This is a genomic window from Aliiroseovarius sp. S2029 (assembly GCF_023195575.1).
Taxonomy (GTDB): domain Bacteria; phylum Pseudomonadota; class Alphaproteobacteria; order Rhodobacterales; family Rhodobacteraceae; genus Aliiroseovarius; species Aliiroseovarius zhejiangensis.
In genome coordinates this window covers 388,058-411,030 of sequence record NZ_JALPQE010000002.1, presented here as the reverse complement: position 1 = coordinate 411,030, position 22,973 = coordinate 388,058, and the positions used below count along the sequence as shown (strand labels likewise).

Below are 22,973 nucleotides of genomic sequence, written 5' to 3'. Positions count from 1 at the left end.
AAACCGAATGAATTGAAGGCGGTGGGGCAACCTGCCGCCTTTTTTCGTTTTTCCGCCAAGGATTGACCTCTGGGCCGCGTCTTACTCTATGTGAAGATGATGACCGATCAGGACGAGGAACTGGCCGCAGCGGCGGCGACAGGAGACAGGACCGCCTTCGCGGCCCTGCTGTCGCGTCATTATGATCGGCTGTTTGCCTTCACGTTCCGCCTGACCGGGAACCGGGCTGACGCCGAGGATTTGACGCAGGACATATGCGCCGCCCTTCCCGCGAAACTGGCGGGGTTTCGGGCGGATGCGCGGTTCACAACGTGGCTCTACCGCGTGGCTGTGAACGCCGCGCATGACCGCCGCCGACGCGCCGCAACCCGCGCGAAAGCTGCAGATGGTTGGGGTGACTGGGAAGTGAACCGGCGCGAAGCGATCCGTGAGGAAGCCGCGGCGCAAGACTGGCTGGCCCAAGCCATGACCGCTCTGCCCGACGAATTACGCGACACCGTGGCGCTGGTACTGGGCGAGGAATTGACGCAGGCGCAAGCCGGCGACGTTCTGGGCCTGTCCGAGGGCACAATCGCCTGGCGGATGTCCGAAGTGAAGAAACGCCTGCGTGCAATGCGGGCAGAGGAGGACGCGATATGACCGACGATCTTGACGATCTGAAGGCCGCCCTGCGCTCGGCCCCGCCTGCGCCGGACCCTTCGAAAAAGGATGCCGATCTGGCGCTTGCGATGAAAAATTTCGATGACCTCCAAGGATCGCGACCTGACGCGCGTCCTATGTCTGACGCTCCGAAATTCGGGGTGATTGGAAAAGGAGTATCGAAAATGTTGAACGCTTTGAACACACGCGGCGGGTTGGCTGCGACGACGGCAATGGTTGCTGTCGGGTTTGCCGTGCTTGTCGTGATGCCGAATGTGGATCAGGTGGAATTGCCGGGGGTAACGGTGATACCAACGCCAAGCGTCGATGACACGCCAATGGAACGCGAGACCATCGTTGCACGTCCTGCCCCCGCCCCATCTGATAAGATCAAACAGCATACTGCGCGGACGCGCTCTCAAGCGCAGGAAGTGTTGCGCGTGCAGTCGGGTCAGGTTGCGCCATCGGTCGCGTCGGACCCGATGATGGAGGCCGATATATCTTCGTTCTCGGACAACGAGAACCGCATCGCTGTTGACGACATGCCCGGCATCTTGCCGATGCCACCCGAAGCCCGGAGCGAAGAATATGCGAACGCCGCCCCCTCGCCCTTGAAAATCACATCCGAAGACCCGGTTTCGACCTTCTCGATCGACGTGGACACGGCCAGCTATGCGGTGGTGCGGCGCGATCTGAAGTTGGGCCGTCTGCCCAACCCGGACGCGGTGCGGGTTGAGGAGATGGTGAATTATTTCCCCTACACCTACCCCACGCCCGAAGGTCCACACCCCTTCGCGCCGACAGTCACCACAATGCAGACCCCGTGGAACGCGGGCACTCAGTTGGTGCAGATCGGCATTCAGGGCGAGATGATCACGGACCGCCCGCCGCTGAACCTCGTGTTCCTGATCGACACATCCGGGTCTATGTCCGATCCCGACAAGCTGCCGCTGTTAAAGCAAAGCCTGCGGCTGATGCTGTCCGAATTGGAGCCCGAGGACGAGGTCGCCATCGTCACCTATGCCGGCAGCGCGGGCGAGGTTCTGGAACCGACCAAAGCCGCCGACCGCGCCACCATTCTGTCAGCACTCGACCGTCTGGATGCTGGCGGATCAACCGCCGGGGCGCAAGGGATCGAGCTGGCCTATCAGGTCGCCGAGCGCATGTATGACGACGGCGAGGTTGGCCGCGTGCTGCTGGCCACGGATGGCGATTTCAACGTGGGCATCCACGACCCGGATCAGCTGAAAGATCTCATCGCCAAGAAACGCGACAGCGGCACCTATTTGTCAATCCTCGGCTTCGGGCGCGGCAATCTGGACGACGCGACCATGCAGGCCTTGGCGCAGAACGGCAACGGACAAGCCGCTTACATCGACACGTTGAGCGAAGCGCGAAAAGTGCTGGTTGATCAGCTTTCCGGTGCCCTTTACCCCGTTGCCGATGACGTCAAAGTGCAAATTGAGTTCAACCCCACACAGATCGCCGAATACCGTCTGATCGGCTATGAAACCCGCGCCTTGGCACGCGAGGACTTCAATAACGACAAGGTGGACGCAGGCGAGATTGGTGCGGGCCATCAGGTCACGGCGATCTATGAGGTGACGCCGGTTGGCTCGGATGCTGTCCTGACAGACGCACTGCGTTACGCTCCCGCCCCCGAAACGGACGGGTCGGACGAGCTTGGATACCTCAAGCTGCGCTACAAGCGGTCCGGCGAAGACAGCAGCACGCTGATCGAGGCACCGATCATCACCGCGCAAACGGCCGGGACCGAACAACGGTTCGCCGCCGCCATCGCGGGCTTCGCCCAGCTTCTGCGCGAGGATAAATATCTTGGCGACTGGACCTATTCGGACGCCATCGCGCTGGCCAACGGGGCGAAGGGCGCCGACCCTTACGGCTATCGCGCCGAGGCGGTCACGTTGATGCGTTTGGCTGAAAGCCTGTCGAACTAAGGCCGCTTGACCGCGCCTCATCCCAACCCTATCTTCCCTGTCGCTGCCCCTGCCGGGGTGGCGACATTCTCAGGGCGGGGTGAAATTCCCCACCGGCGGTAAAGAGGCACGGCCATCGGCGGCGTCTCAAGCCCGCGAGCGGCCTCTTGCGAAAGGGGTGTCAGCAGACCCGGCGAAATTCCGGGGCCGACGGTTACAGTCCGGATGGAAGAGGATGGTCTGAGGTGCGCAGATAACGCGCGCCTTGTCCTTCTGCCTTGGGTCAACGCGTAAGGAAGAAAGGACACTGCGCAATGACTCATCAATTGACTCTGACCACGCCTGTGAAGGCGGCGGGTCTGATGGTTCTGGCAGGCGCGAGTTTCGCTGTCGTGAACACGGCCCTGCAAGGGGCCACCATGAAGCTGGGGGCGTCCGCACCGTCGGTCACCTTTTGGCAATATCTGATCGCATTGGGGTTTTATCTGCCATGGGTGTTTCGCCACCTGGCGGCGGTGATGAAAACCGGGCAGGTCTGGCTGCATGTGTTGCGCGTCGCCTTGGCGGCGGGCGGTGTGCAGCTTTGGACGCTGGGGCTGGCCCATGTGCCGATCTGGCAAGCGATTGCACTGATCCTGCTGTCGCCGTTTTTCGTGACGTTGGGCGCGGGGCTGGTCTTGCGCGAAACCGTATCCGTCCATCGCTGGGGCGCGGTCGTTCTGGGCATCATTGGCGGTGCGGTGATCCTTGAACCATGGTCGGACCGGTTCGAAGTGGTTGCCCTCCTGCCGGTTGGCGCGGCCGCCCTTTGGGCTGCCAGTTCGGTTGTGACAAAGCTTCTGACGCGCGCGGACGGTCCGGAAACGGTAACGATCTATCTGCTGGTCCTGCTCAGCCCGATCAACGCCGGCCTGGCGCTCGGGTCGGGGTTCAGCCTGCCCATGGGGGCGATCTGGCTGGTCGTGGGTGCGGGCCTTCTGACCGCCTTGGCGCAACATGTGCTGGTGCGCGCCTACTCACTGGCAGACGCGGCCTTTCTGCAACCGTTCGATCACCTGAAACTGGTGTTCAACGTGGTGCTGGGCTTTGTGGTGTTCGGCTTCCTGCCCACCGGGTCGATGTGGCTGGGAACGGCGATTATCCTTGCCGCCAGCTTTTACCTGCTGGAACAGGAGCGGCGCCAGCCGGTGTAAAACAAAAGCGCGGAGGTTGCCCTCCGCGCCCATCTTACCGGGTGATCACACCTGTGGTCAGGCTTCGATCGCCTTCTGTTCCACGTCCTTGGATTTTGCAATCTCGATCCGACGCGGTTTCAGGGCCTCGGGCACCTCGCGCACAAGGTCGATATGCAACATGCCATGTTCGTGGGCAGCCCCGGTCACGCGCACATGATCGGCCAGGTGGAAGCGGCGTTCAAACGCACGGGTGGCAATGCCACGGTGCAGATAGGTCCGCTCGTCTTCGTCCGCCTTCTTGGCCGAGATGACCAGCGCGTTTTCACGGACTTCCACGGCAAGCTCGTCTTCGGTAAAGCCCGCCACGGCCACCGAAATGCGCCAACCGTCGTCGGCGATCTTTTCGATGTTGTAGGGCGGATAGCTTTCGCGGCTCACGTCATTGGTCAGCACCCGGTCCATCAGGTCGGCAATCTGATCGAAACCGACGGTGGCACGATACAGGGGCGAAAGGTCAAAGTTACGCATTGTGTCCTCCTAAAAGCGACAGGTTTGGGCCTTCCCTTCACTGGGACAGGCAGGTTTGCGGGCCCGATCCTTCGGCGCCCGTGTCACAGATTTATGGAGGATTCCCGCCCCTTCAAGAGGTCAGGGGCGCAGAAATTTCGCACCGCCCGGCCCGGCAGCCCCTGTCCCGAATGTGCCGACCGGTGGGCGCGATACGGGTTGGGTGCGGGTGAATACCCCATTGCCATCGGTCAACATCTGCATCAGCTCTGCCAGAGGCTGTTCAAGGCTCGTGCCCAGTGACACCGGGATGTCCCGCACCATTGCTTTTGCTGATATCACCGAAACGATGGCGGGTTTTCCGTCCTGCACCACGAACACCGGCGCGCCGGATGATCCGAAATCAACCGAGCAACTCATCACCAAGGCTCCGCTTTGCCGCGCCAGCACCTGACACATTTCCTGAAGCGCCGGGCTGTCGGCGCGATTATGGGCATAGGACACGACCCCGATCTCGGCCCCCTTGCGCGGGCGGGAATGGACGGCAAACGGCCGGACCGAGCTTTTGCGAATGGGTTGATCCAGTTCCAGCAGCGCCAGGTCGTTGACGACCCGCGCAGCCTTATCCCCAGCGGCAAACGAGAAATCGGGATGCACCACGGCCCGCCGCACCCCGCGATAGGCCGAGGCCCGTCCGTTGCGCCACCCCGCCAGAAACTCGATCTCCTTCGGTGGCACCCGCGCACCGGTGGATTGTTCGAACAAGCAGTGGGCGGCGGTCAACACCAGGCTCTCGCTGATCATCGCGCCGGTGCACAATCCGCCCCTGCCGATATTCAACCGCCCGACCCCTTCCCATCCCCGGCTTTCATCCCCCGTCATCAGGGTGCGCAGCGGTGATGGGTCGGATGCGACCAAGGGGCTGGCAAGCCACAAGCCCACCGCCATCATTGCAATCAATTTCTTCATATCTCTGCCTTTGGTGGGGCGGTTCTTCCACCCTCTGAACATATGTTTAGGGCGAAAATGGGGGCAGAAAAAAGAAAAAACGCTCATCAACGGGTCAATTTGCGCGGCTGTGGCCCGCCGGTGGCCCAATCCAGAAGCTCGACCGTATGGACCACGGGAATGCCGGTGCCGGACCCGATCTGCATCATGCAGCCTATATTGCCCGCCGCAATGATCTCGGGCGTTTTGGCTTCCAGATTGGCGACTTTGCGGCGTTTCAGCTCCTGCGAGATGGCAGGCTGCATCAGGTTATAGGTTCCCGCCGACCCGCAGCACAGATGGGCATCGACAGGTTCGATCACCTCGAACCCCGCCTTTTTCAACAGGGTTTTGGGGTGGGTCTTGACCTGCTGGCCATGTTGCAGGCTACAGGCCGAATGATACGCGACCCGCTTGTTCATCCGGCCTTCGGGCAGGTCGAGCTTCATCAGAACTTCGCTGACATCCATCGCCATCGCCGACACCTCGGCGGCATCGTCAGCCAAAGCGTCATTGCGAAACATGTGGCCGTAATCCTTGACCGTCGTGCCGCAACCCGAGGTGTTGATGACGATCGCATCCAGCCCGTCCACCCGTTTCTCGGTCATCCAGGCGTTGATATTGGCCGCTGCCTGGACGTGGCTTTCATCAATCTTGCCCATGTGATGGGTCAGCGCCCCGCAACAGCCCATGCCCTTGGCCACCACAACTTCGCAGCCCAGCCGGGTCAGCAGGCGGATGGTCGCATCGTTGATGTCCGTGTCCAGCGCCTTTTGTGCGCAGCCCGTCAGCAGCGCCACCCGCATCTTGCGGGCGCCTTTCGCCGGGAAGGTCTGCGGCTTGTCGTTTGCGCTGGGGCGCGGCAGCTTGGGCGGGGCCATTTCCAGCATCGCCTCCAGCCGCGGGTCCGGCATGAACTTGCGCAGCGGTCGCCCCAGCCGGGCAGCTTGCATGGCCAGTCGGAACCGCCCCGGATAGGGGATGATCCGCGCCAGCGTCCAGCGCAGCAGCCGGTCAAACAACGGGCGCTTGTAGGTCTGTTCGATATGCGCGCGGGCGTGGTCCACCAGATGCATGTAATGCACACCCGACGGGCAGGTGGTCATACAGGCAAGGCACGACAGGCATTTGTCGATATGCTCGACAGTTTTCTTGTCGGCAGGCCGACCGGCCTCGAGCATATCCTTGATCAGATAGATGCGCCCGCGCGGGCTGTCCAATTCATCGCCCAGCACCTGATAGCTCGGGCAGGTCGCCGTGCAGAACCCGCAATGCACGCAGGAGCGCAAGATCTCGTTGGCACGTTGGATCGCCGGGTCTTTCAACTGCTTGTCGGTGAAGTTCGTCTGCATGTCAGGCTCCCATCAGGCCGGGGTTCAGAATGCCGCGCGGGTCGAACTTCGCGCGCAGCCCGCGGGAAAGCGCCGCAAGCGGCGCGGGTTCCGGGTGAAACACCGGCACGGCGGCGCGGGTCGCGGCGCTGGCCCGCACAAGGGTCGCATGGCCGCCCATATGGGACAGATCGTTGCGGATCATCTGCGCCCCTGCATCCTCTTCATCGGCTATGCGCAGCCAGACCAACCCGCCCCCCCAGTCAAAGATCGCCTCGGGCGACAGCGCGCCCAGTTCCCTCACCAAAGCCGGTCCGTCAGACGGCTTGACCGAGATGCGCCAGACTGCCCCTTCCTTGCCCGCAAAAGGGGTCAGATCGCGCAGGTCGGCCCACATCCTGGCCGACGCTGCTCCTTCGACAATGTCGAACCCCTGCAAGACACCGTCCTGCAAGGCTTTCGCGCGGTAGGCGACGGATTGTTCCAGTCCTTCGACCCGGATCATCGTTTGCCCGTTCATCATCGCCGCGCCTGTGACATCGAAGGGCGACCCAAGGGCGGCGGCCATGGACGCGACCGCCGTTTCCGCGCTTTTATCGGCGCAGACCAGCGTGGCTTCGGTTTCCGGGATGGCCAACACCTTCAGGCTGACCTCGGTCATCACGCCCAGCGTGCCCCAGCTTCCGGTCATCAGCTTCACAAGGTCATAGCCGGTCACGTTCTTCATCACGCGACCGCCGTTTTTCAACACCTGCCCCTGACCGTCCACGAAGCGAACCCCAAGGCAGAAATCACGCGCGGCCCCGGCCTGTATCCGGCGCGGGCCAGAAGCATTGGTGGCGATCACGCCGCCGATGGTCGGGGTGCCTTCGGTGCCCAGAAGCGCACGCATGTCACCGGGTTCAAAGGCCAGCCGCTGTCCTTCGGCGGCGAGCAGTGCTTCAACCTCGTCCAACGGAGTGCCCGCCTGCACAACCAGCGTCAGCGCGCCGGGTTCGTAAAGCGTGACGCCCGTCAGCCCTGCGGTCGTCAGCGTGGCGCCATCCACCGGCGCGCCGATGTCGCGGGTGCCACCGCCCCGTATGCGCAAGGGACCGTTGGCCGCAGCAATCGCTTCGGCCAGCTCTGTTTCTGTGGTCGGGGTCATGACGCGCGCCTTGTTTCCGTGGTGGAGAGGGGGAACACCTTTGCCGGGTTCAGAAGCCACTCGGGATCGAACACGTCTTTCACGGCCAACTGAATCTCAAGATCACTTTGATTGTATTGTGAAACCATCAAGTCTCTTTTTTCCACTCCAACCCCGTGTTCACCGGTCAGACAGCCGCCGACTTCGACACACAGTTTCAGGATATCCGCCCCAAACGCCTCGCATTTCTCAAGATCGCCGGGTTTGTTGGCGTCAAACAGGATCAAAGGGTGCATGTTGCCGTCGCCCGCATGGAAGACATTGCCAACGTCCAACCCATACTCTTTTGACATTTCACCAATCCGCCGCAGCACCAAGGGCAGTTCCGACACCGGAATCGTGCCATCAAGGCACATATAGTCGTTGATTTGCCCCATCGCACCAAAGGCCGATTTGCGCCCCAACCAGATCTTCGCGCTTTCCTCGGCGGATGTGCTTTCGCGCAGCTCGACCGGGTTATGAGTGCGCGCGATCCTGATGATGCGCGACAGTTGATCGTCAATCTCGGCGTCCGAGCCTTCGACTTCGATGATCAACAGCGCCTCGCAATCGGGATAGCCCGCGCCTGCGAAAGCCTCGGTCGCGCGGATGCAAGGGCGGTCCATGAACTCGATCGCGACGGGCAGGATGCCGGATTTGATGATGTCGGACACGCAAGCGCCCGCGACCTCGTTCGAATCGAACCCGATCAGGACGGGCCGCGCGCCTTCGGGTTTGGCAAGGATGCGCAAGGTGGCTTCGGTCACGATGCCCAACTGGCCTTCGGAGCCGCAGATCAGGCCCAAAAGGTCCAGCCCGCCCGCATCCAGATGCGCGCCGCCTATGTCCACGACCTCGCCATCCGCCATGACCATGGTCACACCCAGCAGGTTGTTGGTGGTCACACCATATTTCAGGCAATGCGCACCGCCCGAATTCATTGCAATGTTTCCCGCAATCGCGCAGGCCAGTTGGCTGGACGGGTCGGGAGCATAGAAAAAGCCTTCGTCCTCGACCGCGCCGGTGACGGACAGGTTTGTGCGGCCCGCCTGCACCCGGATGATCCGGTTGGCAAAATCGGTTTCCAGCACGTCGTTCAACCGGGCCACCCCCAGGATCACGCTGTCCGCCGTGGGCAGCGCCCCACCCGCAAGCGAGGTGCCCGCCCCACGTGGGACGACCGGCACGCCTTCTTCATGGCAGATGCGCATGACCGCCGACACCTCAGCCGTCGAGGCGGGCAGCACCGCGCAGAGCGGCGGGCATTTATAGGCGGTCAGTGCGTCGCATTCATAGGCGCGTGTTTCAAACGGATCATGTACCACGGCGCCCTCGGGCAACACGGATTGCAGACGTTTCACGATCTGATCCTTGCGGGCAAGGATGGCGGCGTTGGGGGTCGGCATCTGCATCTTGGGCCCTCCGGCTTTGGCAATTGGTAAAAAGATATTACCAATTTTTCGATTTGGCAACCGAAAGGAATCGTCTAAGCGTGCGGACCATGACCCTGACCGAACGCCTGTCGCTGTTTTCCCCACTGGATGGGATCGCCGTCTGCCTGATCATTCTGGCCTGGGCCATGATCGGCTGGCGGATCGAATATGCCTCAAGCTCGAAGCCTTCGGTATCGGGGTTGGTGGCGCAATACCGGCGCGACTGGATGGTGCAGTTCGTCGCCCGAGACCCGCGCATCTTCGACAGTGCCATCCTGTCGACCCTGCGCCAGGGGGCAAGCTTCTTTGCCTCGGCTTCGATGATCGCGATCGGGGGTGGCATGGCGCTTCTGGGCAATACTGAACGGTTGCGCGGGGTGGCACAAGACCTGACCCAAAGCAGCGCCCCCGAACTGGTGTGGGAGGTCAAGATCCTGCTGGTCGTTCTGTTTCTGGCCAATGCCTTTCTGAAATTCGTCTGGTCACATCGCCTGTTCGGCTATTGCGCCGTGGTCATGGCATCGGTGCCAAACGACCCAAGCGATCCCACCGCCCTGCCCCGCGCCGGCAAGGCCGGAGAACTCAATATCTCGGCGGCGCGCAGCTTCAATCGCGGCCTGCGGTCGGTCTATTTCGCGATGGGATCGCTGGCATGGTTGCTTGGACCCGTCAGCCTGATCGTTGCAACCGTTCTGACCGTATTGGTCCTGTATCGGCGCGAATTTGCGTCGCAGTCCCGGGCGGTGCTGATGAAACCGGACGCCTGATCCGGCACCGGGCAATCAACCTTCCTTGCGCCGCGCCCCACCGCGCCCCTCGATCAGCCAGGCCCCGATCAGGGACAGCGCGGCGATGGCCAGCATCAGCCAGGCCGGCGCCAGCGGAATGACCCGGATGGCTTGTGTGACATAGGCATTGCGCGGCGTGTATCCGATCCAGCCGCGCCCATGAGCCAGTTGCCCCATTCGCACCGGGCGCAGACCGGGAAGTCCGTCTTCGATCCGCGTTACCGTGCCGTTGGTGGCACGTCCAAGGGGGGTCAGGGGGGCGGCGTCCGCGACGGGCTGTTCGAACTCGCGCAAGGCCGCAAGTCCGCGCACCACCACCGTGGCCAGATCACCCTGTGTCACGCGATACAATCCCTGCTCCGGGGCCGCGATTTCACCGTCAAACAGGCCCGGCGTGCGGTTTGACAGACCCAGGACGGTTTCGGTGCCGTCCGGGAAGGTCACAGTGGCCTCGGGCGTCGTGTCCTCCATCGTGCGACGTTCGATCCGCAACCCCGTCTCGGTGGCGGTGGCGGACAGGGCTTCTTCCTCAAGTTCGGGTTCGCGCATCAGCCAGTGCGCCAGACGGCGCAGCAGCTCCAGCTGTGGTCCGCCCCCTTCAAAGCCCCGCGCCCAGAGCCAGGCATGATCCGACCCCAGCAGCGCGACACGCCCGTCACCGACACGATCAAGGGTCAGCAGCGCCGCGTCATCGGGTCCGTTCAGGATGGTGTGGCCGCTGGTCGGCTCAAGCTCGACCCTTCGCAGCCACGGGCCCCAGCCGCCTTCGGGCGCGAAATCCTCCAGATCGCGCGAGATGGGATGGCGCCGGCCGGCATCGCTTATGGCAGGTCGAAAGGCACCTTCGATCAGCCGACCGGACGGGAAAGCCGGCAGCATCGCGGCCAAGCCGGAGCGCGCGATGCTTTCCGCCCCGGCCAGTGCCGGGCCTGCGGCAATCAGCACCGCACCGCCCCGTTCGACATAGGCCCGGACACTGTCCAGATAGCCGCCGGGCAGGATCCCCCGCAGCCGGTAGCGGTCAAAGATGATCAGGTCGAACTCGTCGATCTTGTCGACAAACAGCTCTTGGGTCGGGAAGGCGATCAGGCTGAGTTCATTGACCGGCACACCGTCCTGCTTTTCCGGTGGGCGCAGGATGGTGAAATGCACAAGGTCTACCGCGCCATCGGATTTCAACAGGTTGCGCCAGGTGCGGGTGCCGGGATGTGGCGTGCCCGAGACGAGCAGCACCCGCAACCGGTCGCGCACGCCGTTTACCTCGATCACCGCGGCATTGTTGCGGTCGGTCAGTTCGCCTTCGGCAGCGGGCAGCGTGATATGGATCAGATTGCGACCCGCATGGGTAAGTGTCAGGGGCAGAACGATGTCCGTCCCCACCCGGGCCAGGGCAACCTCGGGCATGGCACCATCGCGGGACACGGACAGTTCGATGATGTCACCGTCGGCACGGGGCGCACCAAGGGCATCGACCCGCAGACGAATCTCGGTCTGCTCGCCAAGGATGGCAAAGGCGGGGGCGTCGATGACCGACAGGCGCAGATCCCAATCAGGCGCGCGCCCGGTCAGAAGAGCCTGAAAGGGGGCGGGCAGGTTTGGTGCAAGCTCGGTATCGTGCACAACGCCATCGGTGATTGCCACGACACCGGCCACGCGGTCGCGCGGCAGATCGGCCAACGCCGCCGTGACCGCGCGCATCATGTGGGTGCCGTCCGGCGTTGCGGGGTCGGCAAACTCGGACAGGCGGCGGATTGTCAGGTCCAGCCCTGTTCGACTGGCGACCTGCGCCTCAAGCGAAGCCAGCGCCGCAGCGTTCTGATCCGGGCGGTCCGACAGGGTTTGCGAGGCGCTGTCATCCACGATCGCCAGCAGAATGTCGGTCAGCGGATCGCGCTCCTCCTGCTGCAAGGACGGGCCTGCAAGTGCCACCAATACCGCCAGCGCCGCCACCGCCCTGAGCGCCCAGCCCGACAAGCCGCGCCACAGCGCCACCAGAAGCGCCACCAGCGCGAGCGCGGCCAGGATCGCAATCACCGGCCATGGCAGACCGGGCGAGAAGATCAGGTCGGACGCATTCATTCCCCCAACCTTTCCAGCAAGGCAGGCACATGCACCTGATCGGATTTGTAGTTGCCCGTCAGCACATGCATCACCAGGTTCACGCCAAACCGGACCGCCATTTCACGTTGCCGCTCGCCCGCCTGACCGCGCCCCACCGGAAACATCGGCGAACCGTCAGACCGGATCGCCCAGGCCCCGGCCCAGTCATTGCCGCCGATGATCACCGGGCTGACCCCGTCGTTCAGGTTGCGAAAGGGCATCCCTTCGGCACGTTCTGCATTCGGGGGGGCGGCCTCGACCCAGGCGGGGCCTCGGGCGCGCCCGGGAAACTCCTCCAGCAAATAAAAGGCGCGGGTCAGAACGTGGTCGTGCGGCACCTGCTCAAGCGGTGGCAGGCCCAGCGGCAAGGCAATGGCGCGCAACCGGCGCGACGGGGCGCCCTCGCCGCCAAAGCCCGCATCGCGGGTGTCAAACAGGATGAACCCGCCCGTCGCCAGATAGGTTTTCAGCCGGGCATAGGCGGCGGGGCTGGGTTGCGGGGTCGTGTCGCTGATCGGCCAATACAGGATCGGGTAAACCGACAATTCATCGCGTTCGACATCCACGCCCACAGGGGGGGCAGGTTCGACCGAGGTGCGGGAAAACAATTGGTCCGACAAGCCCATCAGCCCGGCATTGGCAACTTCGTCCGTGGCGGCGTCACCTGACAGCACATGCGCCAGCGTCACCGTGCTGGCCGCCGCGATCACCGCCTCGGGGGTGTCTGCGTCCTGCGCGCGCCCGTAGCCCGGCACGATCATCAGCGCCAGCAGGACCAATGCCCCCGCCCGCGCGGCACCAGCAACCACCCGTTTGCGCAGCCGCCCGGAAATCCAAAGACTGGCCACAATGTCCAGCTCGCCCAGAATCAGCGCCGCCGCCAACAGGTACGGGGCAAGGCTGCGGCTCGCGCTTTCATCCTGCCATCTTGGGGTGATGCGGACAGGCCAGGCGGCCGGGGCCAGTTGCGCATCCTGCCCCAGCGTATTCACCGCTAGGCGACGATCACCATCGGCATACAGACCTGGCGGCACTGCGGCGCGGGCACCGTCCAGAAGGTCGGGGCCATCGACACCCGCCTGCGCCCCTGCCGGGCCAAGCTGACCGAAAGCATCCAGCACGCGTTCAGCGACCCATTGGGTGCCGTCCAACGACTGCGCCTCGACCTGACCGGGCCGGGTCGATACCGCCAGACGCTCCAGCATCTGCACAAACAGCCCGGACAGCGCCAGCGATGACCATTCGGCATTGGCCGAGATGTGAAACAACACAACTTGCCCCTGCCCCAGCGCCTTGCGGGTCACAAGCGGCGTGCCATCTGCCAACGACGCCAAGGTGCGGTCGGCCAGGTCCGGGCTGGGTTCGGCCAGGATTTGCGCCCGCACCAGCACGTCATCCGGCACCGGCAGCCCGAAGAAGGGCGAGGTTTCGGGAAACGGGGCCAATGCACGCGGGGCGCCCCAGCTCATCGCGCCACCCACCACACGCCCGCCTGATCGCAGACGCACGGGCAGCAAGATGTCTTCCACGCCACGCCCGGTATCGGTCGCTGCCAGACGCGGCCCGGCAAAGCGCAGAAGCATCCCGCCCTGCGCCACCCATTCAGCCAGCGCCCGTTGGTCCGGTTCGGCCAGACTGGGCACATCGGGCAGGATCAGCACCTCAGGCCCGGCTTCGATCAATGTGTCGATGGCGGCATCCTCGATCACCTCGGCAGAGGGCACCAGAGCCTCGCGCAGGTAGTGCAGGGGCGACAACAGCTCCAGCCCCTCGCGCGATTGGGTGCCGGTCAGAAGCGCCACGCGACGGCGGCGCAGGCTGTCATCGGCCAGCGTCACCGCCCCGGCGGCACGCATGTCCCGCAACTGAAACCGGGTGATCCTGTTGCGTAATTCGGGTGGCAACGGCATGTGCACCTGAGCGCGGGGGGCGCCTGCCGAGAAATCGAACGTGGCGGACGCCAACACCCGTTCGACCCCCGACGGATCAGGGCCGATGCCTTGCACCATAAGCTCTGCCCCCGCCGTCACGCCGCTGCGCAGCGCCTCAAGCACCAGTGCACCATCTTCGGCCCGCGCGGGCAACAGGCCATATCGCGGCCATGTAGGTTGCAACACGTCGACGCGGCCTTTCGCCTCGAACGCGGCCAGCAGGTCAAGCCGTCCGGCGCGCGCCAACCCGTCCGAGATCCAGATCGTGTCGGCATCCTGAAGCCCGGCAGCCCAGTCCGATGCCTCACCATAAGGCACCTCCCACGCGACCGGGGCAAGGCCGGGAAGCCGTTCCCGCCAATCACCCGCGCTTTGCCATTGGGGGGCAGCGGCGCCGATTTCGGCCACCTCATGCGACAGGGCAATGGCAACGGGTCGCCCGGCTTGCGCCGCGGCGTCCAGCTGATCCTTGATTGCACCCATGCGCTGCGGCCAGTCCGATGCAGCCGTCCACCCGGCATCGACGAAGATCAGAAGCGGGCCACGCCCCGCCTGACGTTGTTCAGGGTTCAGGATCGGCCCCGCAAAGCCAAGGATCAGCGCCGCCACTGCCAAGAGCCTGAGAACCAGCAACCACCAGGGCGTGCGGTCGCTTTCCGCATCACGGTCTTCCAACCCCAAAAGCAGCACCACCGCCGGAAACCTCTGGCGCAAAGGCGCGGGGGGGATGGCGCGCAACAGCCACCACAGGACCGGAAGCGCCACCAACCCGGCCAGCAGCCAGGGGGTCGTGAAGGCGATGGGCAGGCCAAACATCATCTGTGCCCCTCGATCGCGTGGTACAACCACAGCAGAGCGGCACTGTCGGCGTCCCCGCTGTGATGGGTGTGAAACTGCCAGCCAGTGCGTCGCGCCAGTTCGGCAAGTTCGGACTTGCGGGCGGCAAGCCGGTCAAGATACCGGTCGCGCAGATCATGCGCCTCGGTCGTGTCATGTTCCAGATAACCGGTCATATCCTCGAAGATCATGCGGCCACGGAACGGAAACGCCTCTTCAACCGGGTCGAGCACCTGGAACAGCACACCCGTGACGCCCCGGTCGGCCGCGCGGGTGACAGTGCGGGTGATCGGAGCCGTATCCGCGAGGAAGTCGGACAGGAACACAGCGCGCGATCGCGCCGGAAGTTCCGACATCCCAGCATCGTACCCTGATGCCAGCGCCGCCTCCATACGGGACAGGGCCAGTTCCCCGCGCCCGGCGGGGGCGGCGCTGGTGGCCAGCCCCACCCGTTCGCCGCCGCGCACCAAAAGAACCGCCAGCGCCATCGCGATCAACCGTGCCAACGCGCCTTTTTCCGGCAGATCAGGTGACGACGCGAACTCCATCGATGCCGCGGGGTCCACCCAGAACAACACGCTTTGTGCCGCCTGCCATTCCTTTTCCTGAACATAATGTTGATCGGATCGGGCCGAGCGGCGCCAGTCGATCCGATGCGCCGGGTCGCCGGGCTGGGCCGGGCGGAATTGCCAAAACGCATCGCCCTGCCCCGGTTTGCGCCGCCCATGTTCGCCCAATTCTACACTGGCCGCCAAATGGCGTGCCTGGGCCAGAAGCGGTGGCAGGCGTTCAGCCAGACCCTCGGCCCGGCTGCGCAGTGTCGGGTTGGGGGTCACGCCGCCGCCACGGCGCGCGTGGTCTGGCCAACCACTGTGTCAATCACGCCAGCCAGATCGTGACCCGCCGCCCGCGCGCCATAGCTCAGCGCCATGCGATGGCTCAGCACAGGTCGCGCAAGAGCCTGCACATCGTCGATCCCCGGTGCAAGACGTCCGTCGATCAGCGCCCGCGCCCGTGTCAGCAGCATAAGGGCCTGCGCCGCGCGCGGCCCTGGCCCCCAGCTGACAGTATCGCGCACAATCTGAGGCGCGGCGGAGTCATCAGGACGACAGGCGCGCACAAGATCAAGGATCGCATCCACCACGGTTTCGCCAACCGGCATCCGGCGCAGAAGCTTTTGCGCGGCGATCAGATCGGCGGCGGTAAAGACCGGCTCGGCCTGTGCATCCTCGGTGCCGGTGGTGGCCAGCAGGATATCACGTTCGGCGTCGCGGTCGGGATAGTCCACATCCACCTGCAACAAAAACCGGTCCAACTGCGCCTCGGGCAGAGGATAGGTGCCCTCTTGCTCCAGCGGGTTCTGTGTGGCGAGCACGTGAAACGGGGCTTCCAGCGCATGCGTTTGCCCGGCGACTGACACCTGATGTTCCTGCATCGCCTGCAACAGCGCCGATTGGGTGCGGGGGCTGGCGCGGTTGATCTCGTCCGCCAGCAGAAGCTGACAGAAGATCGGCCCTTTCAGGAACCGGAATGAGCGTGTGCCCTCGGCGCTTTCTTCCAGAACCTCGGCACCAAGAATGTCGGACGGCATCAGGTCGGGCGTGAACTGGATGCGCCCCTCGCGCAGCCCCATCACGGTGGACAGGGTTTCCACCAGCCGCGTTTTGCCCAGACCCGGCAGGCCGATCAGCAGCGCGTGCCCCCCCGACAACAGCGCCGACAGGGTCAGGTCAACCACTTGATCCTGACCAATGATCCGGCGCGCGATCACTGACTTTGCGCGCGCCAGCGTGTCGCCAAGGGCTTCGATCTCGTCCAGAATGGCATCGTTGGTCATGGAAATTCCTCCGCTCGGCTATTACATTTCATTAAAGGCCAAACACGTCGGGGGAACAAATGACAAAAACGGCAAGTGACGGAAAATCGCCGGAAAAAGCTGCAACCGGCAAGAACATGACCGAGGCGCTGGCCGACGCCGCCCGGAAAGCGGGCAAGAAAGGCCTGCCTCCGGTGCATCTGTGGAACCCAGACTTCTGCGGTGATCTGGACATGCGGATCGCACGCGACGGGACGTGGTTCTATCTTGGCACCCCTATCGGGCGGCACGAGCTGGTGAAGCTGTTTTCCTCGATCATTCGCAAGGATGGCGATGATTATTTTCTTGTCACACCCGTCGAAAAGGTCGGGATCACGGTGGATGACGCCCCTTTCGTCGCCATCGACTTTGAGGCCACCGGCAAGGGGCGCGATCAGGTGCTGACCTTCACCACCAATGTGGGTGACGAAACCGTGGCCGGGCCCGACGCGCCCATCCGGGTCGAGCGCGCCCCGGACACCGGCGAGCCGTCGCCCTATGTGCTGGTGCGCGCCAATCTTGAGGCGCTGATTGACCGAAAAAGTTACTATCGTCTTGTCGATCTGGGCGCACATGAAGAACACGAGGGCGAAAAGTGGTTCGGCCTGTGGTCAAGCGGCGCGTTTTTTCCGATCATCCCGTCGAAAGAGCTGAACGTCTGACAATCACCCTCGCCCTGCCTGCGATGTTGGGCTATGGGGGGCCATGACTGACACCCACACTTACGAGATCTTTCTTGTGGCCCCGCCCGGCCTGGAACCCGTGCTGGCGGACGAGGCACGCGCGGCAGGCTTCGCCACCCCGACCGCCAGCCCCGGCGGCGTGACCATCCATGGCGATTGGTCCGAGGTCTGGCGCGCCAACCTGACGCTGCGCGGGGCCACGCGTGTGCTGGTGCGGCTGGGCAGCTTCCGCGCGTTTCATCTGGCGCAACTGGACAAGCGCGCGCGCAAGTTTCCGTGGGGTGACGTGTTGCGGCCTGACATGCCGGTACGGGTCGAAGCGGTGTGCAAACGGTCGAAAATCTATCACCACAAGGCCGCCGCGCAACGGGTGGAAACCGCAATCCGCGAAACCCTGGGCGCACCGATTTCCAAAGACGCGGCCCTGGTTCTGAAGGTGCGGATCGACGACAATCTGGTGACGATCAGCCTGGATACGTCGGGGGAAAGCCTGCACAAGCGCGGTTACAAGACCGCCACCGGCAAGGCACCGATGCGCGAGACGCTGGCGGCGCTGTTTCTAGAGGCGGCGGGATACGATGGGCAAGAACCGGTGCTGGACCCGATGTGCGGGTCAGGCACGTTCCTGATCGAAGCGGCCGAGATGTCGCTGGGCCTTTCGCCCGGTCGCGCGCGCCACTTCGCGTTCGAGCATCTGGCCAGTTTTGACGCAGACGCCTTCGCGAAACTGAAAGCAGCGTCAGCCGTCGCGGCACCCGCAGGGCCGCCCAAGTATTTTGGATCAGATCGCAATGCCGGGGCGATTGCCAACAGCCGTCAGAATGCCGAGGCTGCTGGAGTTGCCCCTCTCACACAATTCACCGAAGGGTCGATCAGCGATCTTCAGCGTCCCGACACCACGCCCGGCCTTGTCATCGTGAACCCGCCCTATGGTGGGCGGATCGGCAACAAGAAACTGCTGTTTGCGCTTTATGGCACTTTGGGAAAGGTGCTGCTGGAGCGGTTTTCAGGATGGCGCGTCGCGATCATCACAAGCGATGGCGGGCTGGCAAAAGCGACCGGCCTGCCCTTCCTGCCCCCCGGCCCGCCGGTCGATCATGGCGGCACCAAAGTGAAACTGTATCAGACGGCCAAGCTGTCGTAACAACAACGAAAAAGGCCGGACAGATTGCGCGGCCTTGTCCCGTTATGCAGCTTGGGTCACAGCCCCCATTTCGCGGCTGTTTCGGTAAAGAACCCCTGTTCTTTCTTCAGCTTCACCCAGCTGTTCACATAGTTGATCCAAACCTGATCACCTTGCGGCAGCAACATCGCGATCGGGGTCGGCGCGCGGGGGGCCTCGACCGGTACGGCGGTCACATTGGGGAACTTCTCGGTCAGCGTGGCACCTTCGATGTTCGAGGTGATGAACACATCGGCGCGACCGGCCAGAACCTCCTGATAGCCACGCGCAGGCGCCTCAACCACCTTGATGTCGGCATCCGGGAACCAACTGCGCACCATCCCTTCGAACGAGGTGCCAAGCGTGGTCGCCACCTTCACCTCGGGCGTGTTAATCGCGTCCCACCCGTCGTAATTCGCCACCTTGTCCGATGTGGTGAAGGGCAGGATCTGCACCGAGATGTAAGGCTCGGAATACCCCGCCACCTTCATCCGCGACGGCGAGATCGAGGCCGAACCGGTCATGTGATACTTGCCCGCCACGATCCCGTTCACCAGCGTCTTCCAGTCGGTCGGCACGAACTCCAGCTCGACCTCAAGATCCTTGGCCAGCTCGGTCATGATGTCGATGTCATAGCCACGATAGCTGTCGGTGGCCGGGTCCTTCATCGTCATCGGGTTCCAGTCGCCGGTCGTGCCCACCTTCAGGACGCCGCCGGAAAGAATGTCGTTCAGGGCGGATTGGGCCTGCGCCCCGCCCGTCAGCATCGCCATCGCCAGCAGCCCGGCCCCAAGTGTTCGCAGAAAGTTCATCGCGCGGTGTCCTTTTGGTGGTTATCAAATTCGTTGCGTGTTCATATACCTTAACAAACACATTACGGATCGAGGCAGCGCATGGATGGGTGCCTCACGATCAGTTGAACAGATCGCGGGCAGAAGAACAAGTGGCGAACATCAACCAGGGCAAGCACGCGATCACCATGGCGCAAGTCAGCAAGTGGTATGACGATTTCCAGGTGCTGCGCGACATCACGCTGACGGTTGACCACGGTGAAAAGCTGGTGATTTGCGGCCCGTCAGGATCTGGCAAGTCGACGGTCGTGCGGCTGCTGGCAGGTTTGGAAACCCATCAGGACGGCACCATCGAACTTTATGGCCAGCCGGTGGATACCCAGGGGCGCGGCGATGTGGGCATGGTGTTTCAACAGTTCAACCTGTTCCCGCATCTGAGCGTTCTGGACAATCTGATCCTTGGGCCGATGCGCGCGCTGGGGATGCCCCGACAAGAGGCGCGCGACCGCGCCATGGCCTATCTTGAGCGCGTCCGCATCCCCGAACAGGCCGACAAACGGCCCGGACAACTGTCTGGCGGCCAGCAGCAGCGGGTGGCGATTGCCCGGTCCCTGTGCATGGACCCGAAGCTGATGCTGTTCGACGAGCCGACATCCGCACTGGACCCCGAGATGATCGCCGAGGTGCTGGAGGTGATGGAGGATCTGGCGCGCGATGGCATGACGATGATCTGCGTGACTCACGAAATGGGATTCGCGCGCCGGGTAGCCGACCGGATCGCGTTCATGGACGCTGGCGAGATCGTCGAGGTCGAGCCACCCGAGGTCGCATTCTCAGCGCCGAAATCTGCGCGGTTCGCGCAGTTCCTTGACAAGATCCTGAAGCACTAAGGGGTGACGATGACCAGAATCCGCCTGCCCTTCGCACTTCTGTCGCTTTTTGCCCTCACCGCCTGCTCGGCCCCGCCCGGCACCTGGGGCTGGTATGTGATCGACCCATCCACCCAAGCGGGCTGGACCAACATAACATTCCTGCTGCGCGGGTTTTCAGCGACGATCCAGATCTCGGTGCTGGCGGCGGTGGCGTCGATCATCATCGGCCTGCTGGTCGCCCTGCCCGCCTTTGCGCAAAGCCGGTGGATGCGCCTGCCCAACCGCATCTATGTCGAGTTCATTCGCGCCATCCCCCTGCTGCCGATGCTGTTCTGGGTGTTCTATGGTTTACCGGTTGTGCTGCGGTCCATCGGGCTTGACGTGAACATCGACCCGTTTTGGGGCGCGGTGATCACGCTGGCCGTTTCCGACAGCGCGTTCACGGCCGAGATCTTCCGGTCGGGCATTCAGGCCGTTCCGCGCGGTCAGGCTGAGGCTGCGCAAACCATCGGGCTGACCCGCGCGCAGGCGATGCGTTATGTGATCCTGCCACAAGCGGTGCGGCGCATCCTGCCGCCCCTTGCCAACCAGTTCATCTATATCGTGAAAATGTCGGCCTTTGCATCCGTGATCGGGATGGCGGAGCTGACCCGTCGCGCGAACGAGTTGGTTGTGACCGAATATCGCCCGCTGGAGATCTATACGCTTCTGATCCTGGAATATCTGGTGCTGGTTCTGATCATCTCGGCCGGCGTGCGTTGGTTGGAGCGAAAGATGAATGCAGACGAAAGTCGCTGAACCACACGGCGCATTAATTCAGGTCGTTGAGCAGCCGCTTGTGCTTCTTCGCCTCGGCAATCGCGCCTGCCAATGTCTCGATCCCGCGCGAATGCAGCAAGGCCAGCATCTTGCACAGAACCTCGGCGGTGGCATGGGCATCGCCCAGTGCGGTGTGACGCAGATCGTCAGGAATTGACACGCCCAGACGCTCGCACAACGCATCCAGCGTGTGCACCTCGGTCGTGCCGAACAACACGGCAGACAACAGCACCGTGTCCAGGATCGGATGGGTCCATTCCACCCCACAATCCTTTGCGTGACGCCGCAGGAACGCCATGTCGAATGGCGCGTTATGCGCGACCAGAACCGATCCGCGCGCAAAATCGTGCAGGTGCTTGCCCGCCACATCGATCCCCGGCTGTCCGGCCACCATGGCATTTGTCACACCATGCACCTTGGTCGAGGCCGCCGGGATGTTTATCCCCGGATCGACCAGTTGATTGATGGTTTCGCCCGGCACGATCTTGCCCTTGACCACCCGCACGGCACCGATCTGGACCACCTCGTCCTTGTGCGGAAGAAGCCCTGTGGTTTCCGTATCGAACACCACATAGGTCAGATCGTTCAGATGCATGTCCATCAGGTTGTCGGTGGCCTGACCCTCCATCAGATCAAAGTCGAACACCACCGGGCGGCTTTGATCGGGGGCGATGTTGGTATGGGCGTCATCAATAATGACAAGATACCCTTCGCCGGGGCCAAGGGGTTTCAGGCGCGCGTCAAATTCCAGCCCGTTGGCCGCGGCCAGGTCGGTGAAACTTTGCTCAAGCCCGGTCGAGATCATCTTCTTGTGCGCCGCCAGAAACGGCCCTTTCTGAAAATAATCGAAGATCGAGGCATTCAGCCGGGGCGGGCAGACCTGTGACAGCACGCCCGCCGCCTGTTTGTCATAAAGCACGATCTGATGCGCCGGGTTCACCAGGATCATCGCCACCGGAATTTCGGACAACAGCGCCGTGAGCCGCGCCTTGTCCGCAGACAGCCGCGCGGTTTCCGAGGCAACGATACTCGCCTGATCCATGGTGGTTTTCATCAATTGCTCGGACACGGCTTCCGCCGCCGGGGCCAGATCGCCCAGATAGCGCGCCGCATGTTTATCGACCCCGCCCACCCCGGCATGGGCGCGCGACCGCAACCCCGTGGCCAGTCGTTCGATCGGGCGGGCGACGTTCTCGTCAAACAGAAACCAGATCCCCGCCGTCAGCGCCAACAGGCCAAACCCGGACAAGACGCCCGCAAAGACAAATCCCGACGCCGAGCCCGAGGCCTGCGCCCGGATATATCCGATGGCCAGCCCCGCCAGCACGACCCCCACCCCGCAGACAGCCAGAAGCGCGAAAAACAGGAAAATTCGCAGGCGGAAGGACAGGGTGGTCAGGATTTTCATGATGTCACCTCAAGTTTGCATATGGCCGTCAGAATCGGGTCATCCGCGGGCACTGTCACCCAGTCGACGCCCGACACCTCGCCCGAGGTATCGAACGACACCGCGTCGATGAGGGGCGCCCGCTGGTGGGTGTCGCAATTGCCCAGCACCACCATTTTTTCGGGTGCCGACCAACGCCCCATGAACACAAGATCCACCATGCGCAGGGCCGGCTGTGCCTGATGGGTGCGCAGCGACTGTTCATCCAGCGCGGCAAAGCGTTCCACAAACGGCACCACATAGGTCCAGGGACGATAAAGCGAATTGTTCTCGACCTCCATCACCACGGTCATGCCCTCGGGCAAGAGATCGCGGGTGCGCTCGTACCACGCATACTCATTGGCGACCGTGGTCACGATCATCGCAAGCCCGGCCCCGACCGGCATCGCCCATTTGGGCAGACGCCCCCCCGTCAGCTTGTTCAGGGCCAGGACAAGACCGGCGCCGACAAAGGCTGACACGAGCGTGGCGACGATTTCATAGAACATTCAGTTTCCTTCCCTTGCGCACATCA

General features: G+C 63.3%; 20 protein-coding genes and 1 riboswitch. Of the genes, 8 read left to right on the top strand and 12 right to left on the bottom strand.

The features are described 5' to 3' along the window. Positions 1 to 99: 99 nt before the first annotated feature. From MUY21_RS06615 to MUY21_RS06605, 3 genes are all read left to right on the top strand, one after another. On the top strand, positions 100 to 639 hold the full coding sequence (locus tag MUY21_RS06615) for an RNA polymerase sigma factor (RefSeq protein ID WP_248409536.1): 540 nt from the start codon (positions 100 to 102) through the stop codon (positions 637 to 639). Next, complete coding sequence (locus MUY21_RS06610; protein WP_248409535.1) at positions 636 to 2,597, top strand: VWA domain-containing protein; 1,962 nt, start codon at positions 636 to 638, stop codon at positions 2,595 to 2,597. Before MUY21_RS06615 ends, MUY21_RS06610 begins: the two co-directional genes overlap by 4 nt. Positions 2,598 to 2,658: 61 nt before the next feature. Continuing rightward, positions 2,659 to 2,817, top strand: a riboswitch (FMN riboswitch). 73 nt (positions 2,818 to 2,890) lie between these two features. Further along, positions 2,891 to 3,769 (top strand): DMT family transporter, encoded by an 879-nt coding sequence (locus tag MUY21_RS06605; protein ID WP_248409534.1) that lies wholly within the window; start codon positions 2,891 to 2,893, stop codon positions 3,767 to 3,769. Between the two features lie 57 nt (positions 3,770 to 3,826). Here the strand turns inward: MUY21_RS06605 and MUY21_RS06600 are convergent, their stop codons facing one another. The 5 genes from MUY21_RS06600 to MUY21_RS06580 all read right to left on the bottom strand — a co-directional run bounded on the left by MUY21_RS06600 (position 3,827) and on the right by MUY21_RS06580 (position 9,153). Further along, positions 3,827 to 4,279: an Hsp20 family protein gene (locus tag MUY21_RS06600; protein ID WP_248409533.1), complete on the bottom strand. Its 453-nt coding sequence runs from the start codon at positions 4,277 to 4,279 to the stop codon at positions 3,827 to 3,829. A 120-nt stretch (positions 4,280 to 4,399) separates the two neighbouring features. Continuing rightward, positions 4,400 to 5,227, bottom strand: coding sequence for a trypsin-like serine protease (locus tag MUY21_RS06595; RefSeq protein ID WP_248409532.1), 828 nt, complete (start codon positions 5,225 to 5,227; stop codon positions 4,400 to 4,402). Between the two features lie 86 nt (positions 5,228 to 5,313). After that, a complete protein-coding gene (gene glcF / locus MUY21_RS06590) occupies positions 5,314 to 6,597 on the bottom strand; it encodes a glycolate oxidase subunit GlcF (protein WP_248409531.1) in 1,284 nt (427 codons plus the stop codon). A 1-nt stretch (position 6,598) separates the two neighbouring features. Continuing rightward, positions 6,599 to 7,723 carry a glycolate oxidase subunit GlcE gene (glcE, locus tag MUY21_RS06585; RefSeq protein ID WP_248409530.1) on the bottom strand — a complete coding sequence of 375 codons (1,125 nt, stop codon included), beginning with the start codon at positions 7,721 to 7,723 and terminating at the stop codon, positions 6,599 to 6,601. Further along, complete coding sequence (locus tag MUY21_RS06580) at positions 7,720 to 9,153, bottom strand: FAD-linked oxidase C-terminal domain-containing protein (protein ID WP_248409529.1); 1,434 nt, start codon at positions 9,151 to 9,153, stop codon at positions 7,720 to 7,722. The genes glcE and MUY21_RS06580 overlap by 4 nt, the downstream gene beginning before the upstream one ends. Before the next feature lie 89 nt (positions 9,154 to 9,242). Here MUY21_RS06580 and MUY21_RS06575 point away from each other — a divergent pair, with 89 nt between their 5' ends. Continuing rightward, positions 9,243 to 9,941: a DUF599 domain-containing protein gene (locus MUY21_RS06575; protein ID WP_191286277.1), complete on the top strand. Its 699-nt coding sequence runs from the start codon at positions 9,243 to 9,245 to the stop codon at positions 9,939 to 9,941. A 15-nt stretch (positions 9,942 to 9,956) separates the two neighbouring features. Here MUY21_RS06575 and MUY21_RS06570 read toward each other — a convergent pair whose 3' ends face one another. Genes MUY21_RS06570 through MUY21_RS06555 form a run of 4 tightly spaced genes read right to left on the bottom strand, consistent with a single transcriptional unit; the run spans position 9,957 to position 16,667 of the window. Further along, entirely contained in the window at positions 9,957 to 12,041 is a 2,085-nt protein-coding gene (locus tag MUY21_RS06570; RefSeq protein ID WP_248409528.1) for a hypothetical protein, read from the bottom strand. Continuing rightward, positions 12,038 to 14,812: a DUF4159 domain-containing protein gene (locus MUY21_RS06565; protein WP_248409527.1), complete on the bottom strand. Its 2,775-nt coding sequence runs from the start codon at positions 14,810 to 14,812 to the stop codon at positions 12,038 to 12,040. The genes MUY21_RS06570 and MUY21_RS06565 overlap by 4 nt, the downstream gene beginning before the upstream one ends. Next, a complete protein-coding gene (locus MUY21_RS06560) occupies positions 14,809 to 15,666 on the bottom strand; it encodes a DUF58 domain-containing protein (RefSeq protein ID WP_248409526.1) in 858 nt (285 codons plus the stop codon). The genes MUY21_RS06565 and MUY21_RS06560 overlap by 4 nt, the downstream gene beginning before the upstream one ends. Beyond that, positions 15,663 to 16,667, bottom strand: a complete 1,005-nt coding sequence (locus MUY21_RS06555; RefSeq protein ID WP_248409525.1) for a MoxR family ATPase — start codon at positions 16,665 to 16,667, stop codon at positions 15,663 to 15,665. The genes MUY21_RS06560 and MUY21_RS06555 overlap by 4 nt, the downstream gene beginning before the upstream one ends. Positions 16,668 to 16,783: 116 nt before the next feature. Here MUY21_RS06555 and MUY21_RS06550 point away from each other — a divergent pair, with 116 nt between their 5' ends. Next, complete coding sequence (locus MUY21_RS06550) at positions 16,784 to 17,347, top strand: DUF1285 domain-containing protein (RefSeq protein ID WP_248409595.1); 564 nt, start codon at positions 16,784 to 16,786, stop codon at positions 17,345 to 17,347. Positions 17,348 to 17,390: 43 nt separating this feature from the next. After that, the gene (locus MUY21_RS06545; RefSeq protein ID WP_248409524.1) at positions 17,391 to 18,512 is read left to right on the top strand and encodes a class I SAM-dependent RNA methyltransferase; all 1,122 of its coding nucleotides are present in this window, start codon (positions 17,391 to 17,393) and stop codon (positions 18,510 to 18,512) included. Positions 18,513 to 18,568: 56 nt separating this feature from the next. Here MUY21_RS06545 and MUY21_RS06540 read toward each other — a convergent pair whose 3' ends face one another. Further along, on the bottom strand, positions 18,569 to 19,342 hold the full coding sequence (locus MUY21_RS06540) for a transporter substrate-binding domain-containing protein (protein ID WP_248409523.1): 774 nt from the start codon (positions 19,340 to 19,342) through the stop codon (positions 18,569 to 18,571). 167 nt (positions 19,343 to 19,509) lie between these two features. Between MUY21_RS06540 and MUY21_RS06535 the strand changes: the two genes are divergently transcribed. Both MUY21_RS06535 and MUY21_RS06530 read left to right on the top strand, forming a co-directional pair. Then, positions 19,510 to 20,211 (top strand): amino acid ABC transporter ATP-binding protein, encoded by a 702-nt coding sequence (locus tag MUY21_RS06535; protein WP_248409594.1) that lies wholly within the window; start codon positions 19,510 to 19,512, stop codon positions 20,209 to 20,211. Positions 20,212 to 20,220: 9 nt separating this feature from the next. Beyond that, positions 20,221 to 20,991: an amino acid ABC transporter permease gene (locus MUY21_RS06530; RefSeq protein WP_248409522.1), complete on the top strand. Its 771-nt coding sequence runs from the start codon at positions 20,221 to 20,223 to the stop codon at positions 20,989 to 20,991. 13 nt (positions 20,992 to 21,004) lie between these two features. Here the strand turns inward: MUY21_RS06530 and MUY21_RS06525 are convergent, their stop codons facing one another. Together MUY21_RS06525 and MUY21_RS06520 are read right to left on the bottom strand one after the other, a co-directional pair. Then, positions 21,005 to 22,420 carry an exonuclease domain-containing protein gene (locus MUY21_RS06525; protein WP_282568964.1) on the bottom strand — a complete coding sequence of 472 codons (1,416 nt, stop codon included), beginning with the start codon at positions 22,418 to 22,420 and terminating at the stop codon, positions 21,005 to 21,007. Beyond that, positions 22,417 to 22,947, bottom strand: coding sequence for a hypothetical protein (locus MUY21_RS06520; protein ID WP_248409521.1), 531 nt, complete (start codon positions 22,945 to 22,947; stop codon positions 22,417 to 22,419). Before MUY21_RS06520 ends, MUY21_RS06525 begins: the two co-directional genes overlap by 4 nt. Positions 22,948 to 22,973 lie beyond the last annotated feature (26 nt).

What these genes read in the sequence shown, in the direction of transcription:
- MUY21_RS06525 (WP_282568964.1), bottom strand. Translation starts at nt 22,420, where the DNA reads ATGAAAATCCTGACCACCCTGTCCTTCCGCCTGCGAATTTTCCTGTTT.
- MUY21_RS06580 (WP_248409529.1), bottom strand. Translation starts at nt 9,153, where the DNA reads ATGCAGATGCCGACCCCCAACGCCGCCATCCTTGCCCGCAAGGATCAG.
- MUY21_RS06535 (WP_248409594.1), top strand. Translation starts at nt 19,510, where the DNA reads ATGGCGCAAGTCAGCAAGTGGTATGACGATTTCCAGGTGCTGCGCGAC.
- glcF (WP_248409531.1), bottom strand. Translation starts at nt 6,597, where the DNA reads ATGCAGACGAACTTCACCGACAAGCAGTTGAAAGACCCGGCGATCCAA.
- MUY21_RS06550 (WP_248409595.1), top strand. Translation starts at nt 16,784, where the DNA reads ATGACCGAGGCGCTGGCCGACGCCGCCCGGAAAGCGGGCAAGAAAGGC.
- MUY21_RS06530 (WP_248409522.1), top strand. Translation starts at nt 20,221, where the DNA reads ATGACCAGAATCCGCCTGCCCTTCGCACTTCTGTCGCTTTTTGCCCTC.
- MUY21_RS06600 (WP_248409533.1), bottom strand. Translation starts at nt 4,279, where the DNA reads ATGCGTAACTTTGACCTTTCGCCCCTGTATCGTGCCACCGTCGGTTTC.
- glcE (WP_248409530.1), bottom strand. Translation starts at nt 7,723, where the DNA reads ATGACCCCGACCACAGAAACAGAGCTGGCCGAAGCGATTGCTGCGGCC.
- MUY21_RS06545 (WP_248409524.1), top strand. Translation starts at nt 17,391, where the DNA reads ATGACTGACACCCACACTTACGAGATCTTTCTTGTGGCCCCGCCCGGC.
- MUY21_RS06555 (WP_248409525.1), bottom strand. Translation starts at nt 16,667, where the DNA reads ATGACCAACGATGCCATTCTGGACGAGATCGAAGCCCTTGGCGACACG.
- MUY21_RS06520 (WP_248409521.1), bottom strand. Translation starts at nt 22,947, where the DNA reads ATGTTCTATGAAATCGTCGCCACGCTCGTGTCAGCCTTTGTCGGCGCC.
- MUY21_RS06615 (WP_248409536.1), top strand. Translation starts at nt 100, where the DNA reads ATGACCGATCAGGACGAGGAACTGGCCGCAGCGGCGGCGACAGGAGAC.
- MUY21_RS06570 (WP_248409528.1), bottom strand. Translation starts at nt 12,041, where the DNA reads ATGAATGCGTCCGACCTGATCTTCTCGCCCGGTCTGCCATGGCCGGTG.
- MUY21_RS06540 (WP_248409523.1), bottom strand. Translation starts at nt 19,342, where the DNA reads ATGAACTTTCTGCGAACACTTGGGGCCGGGCTGCTGGCGATGGCGATG.
- MUY21_RS06610 (WP_248409535.1), top strand. Translation starts at nt 636, where the DNA reads ATGACCGACGATCTTGACGATCTGAAGGCCGCCCTGCGCTCGGCCCCG.
- MUY21_RS06605 (WP_248409534.1), top strand. Translation starts at nt 2,891, where the DNA reads ATGACTCATCAATTGACTCTGACCACGCCTGTGAAGGCGGCGGGTCTG.
- MUY21_RS06595 (WP_248409532.1), bottom strand. Translation starts at nt 5,227, where the DNA reads ATGAAGAAATTGATTGCAATGATGGCGGTGGGCTTGTGGCTTGCCAGC.
- MUY21_RS06565 (WP_248409527.1), bottom strand. Translation starts at nt 14,812, where the DNA reads ATGATGTTTGGCCTGCCCATCGCCTTCACGACCCCCTGGCTGCTGGCC.
- MUY21_RS06575 (WP_191286277.1), top strand. Translation starts at nt 9,243, where the DNA reads ATGACCCTGACCGAACGCCTGTCGCTGTTTTCCCCACTGGATGGGATC.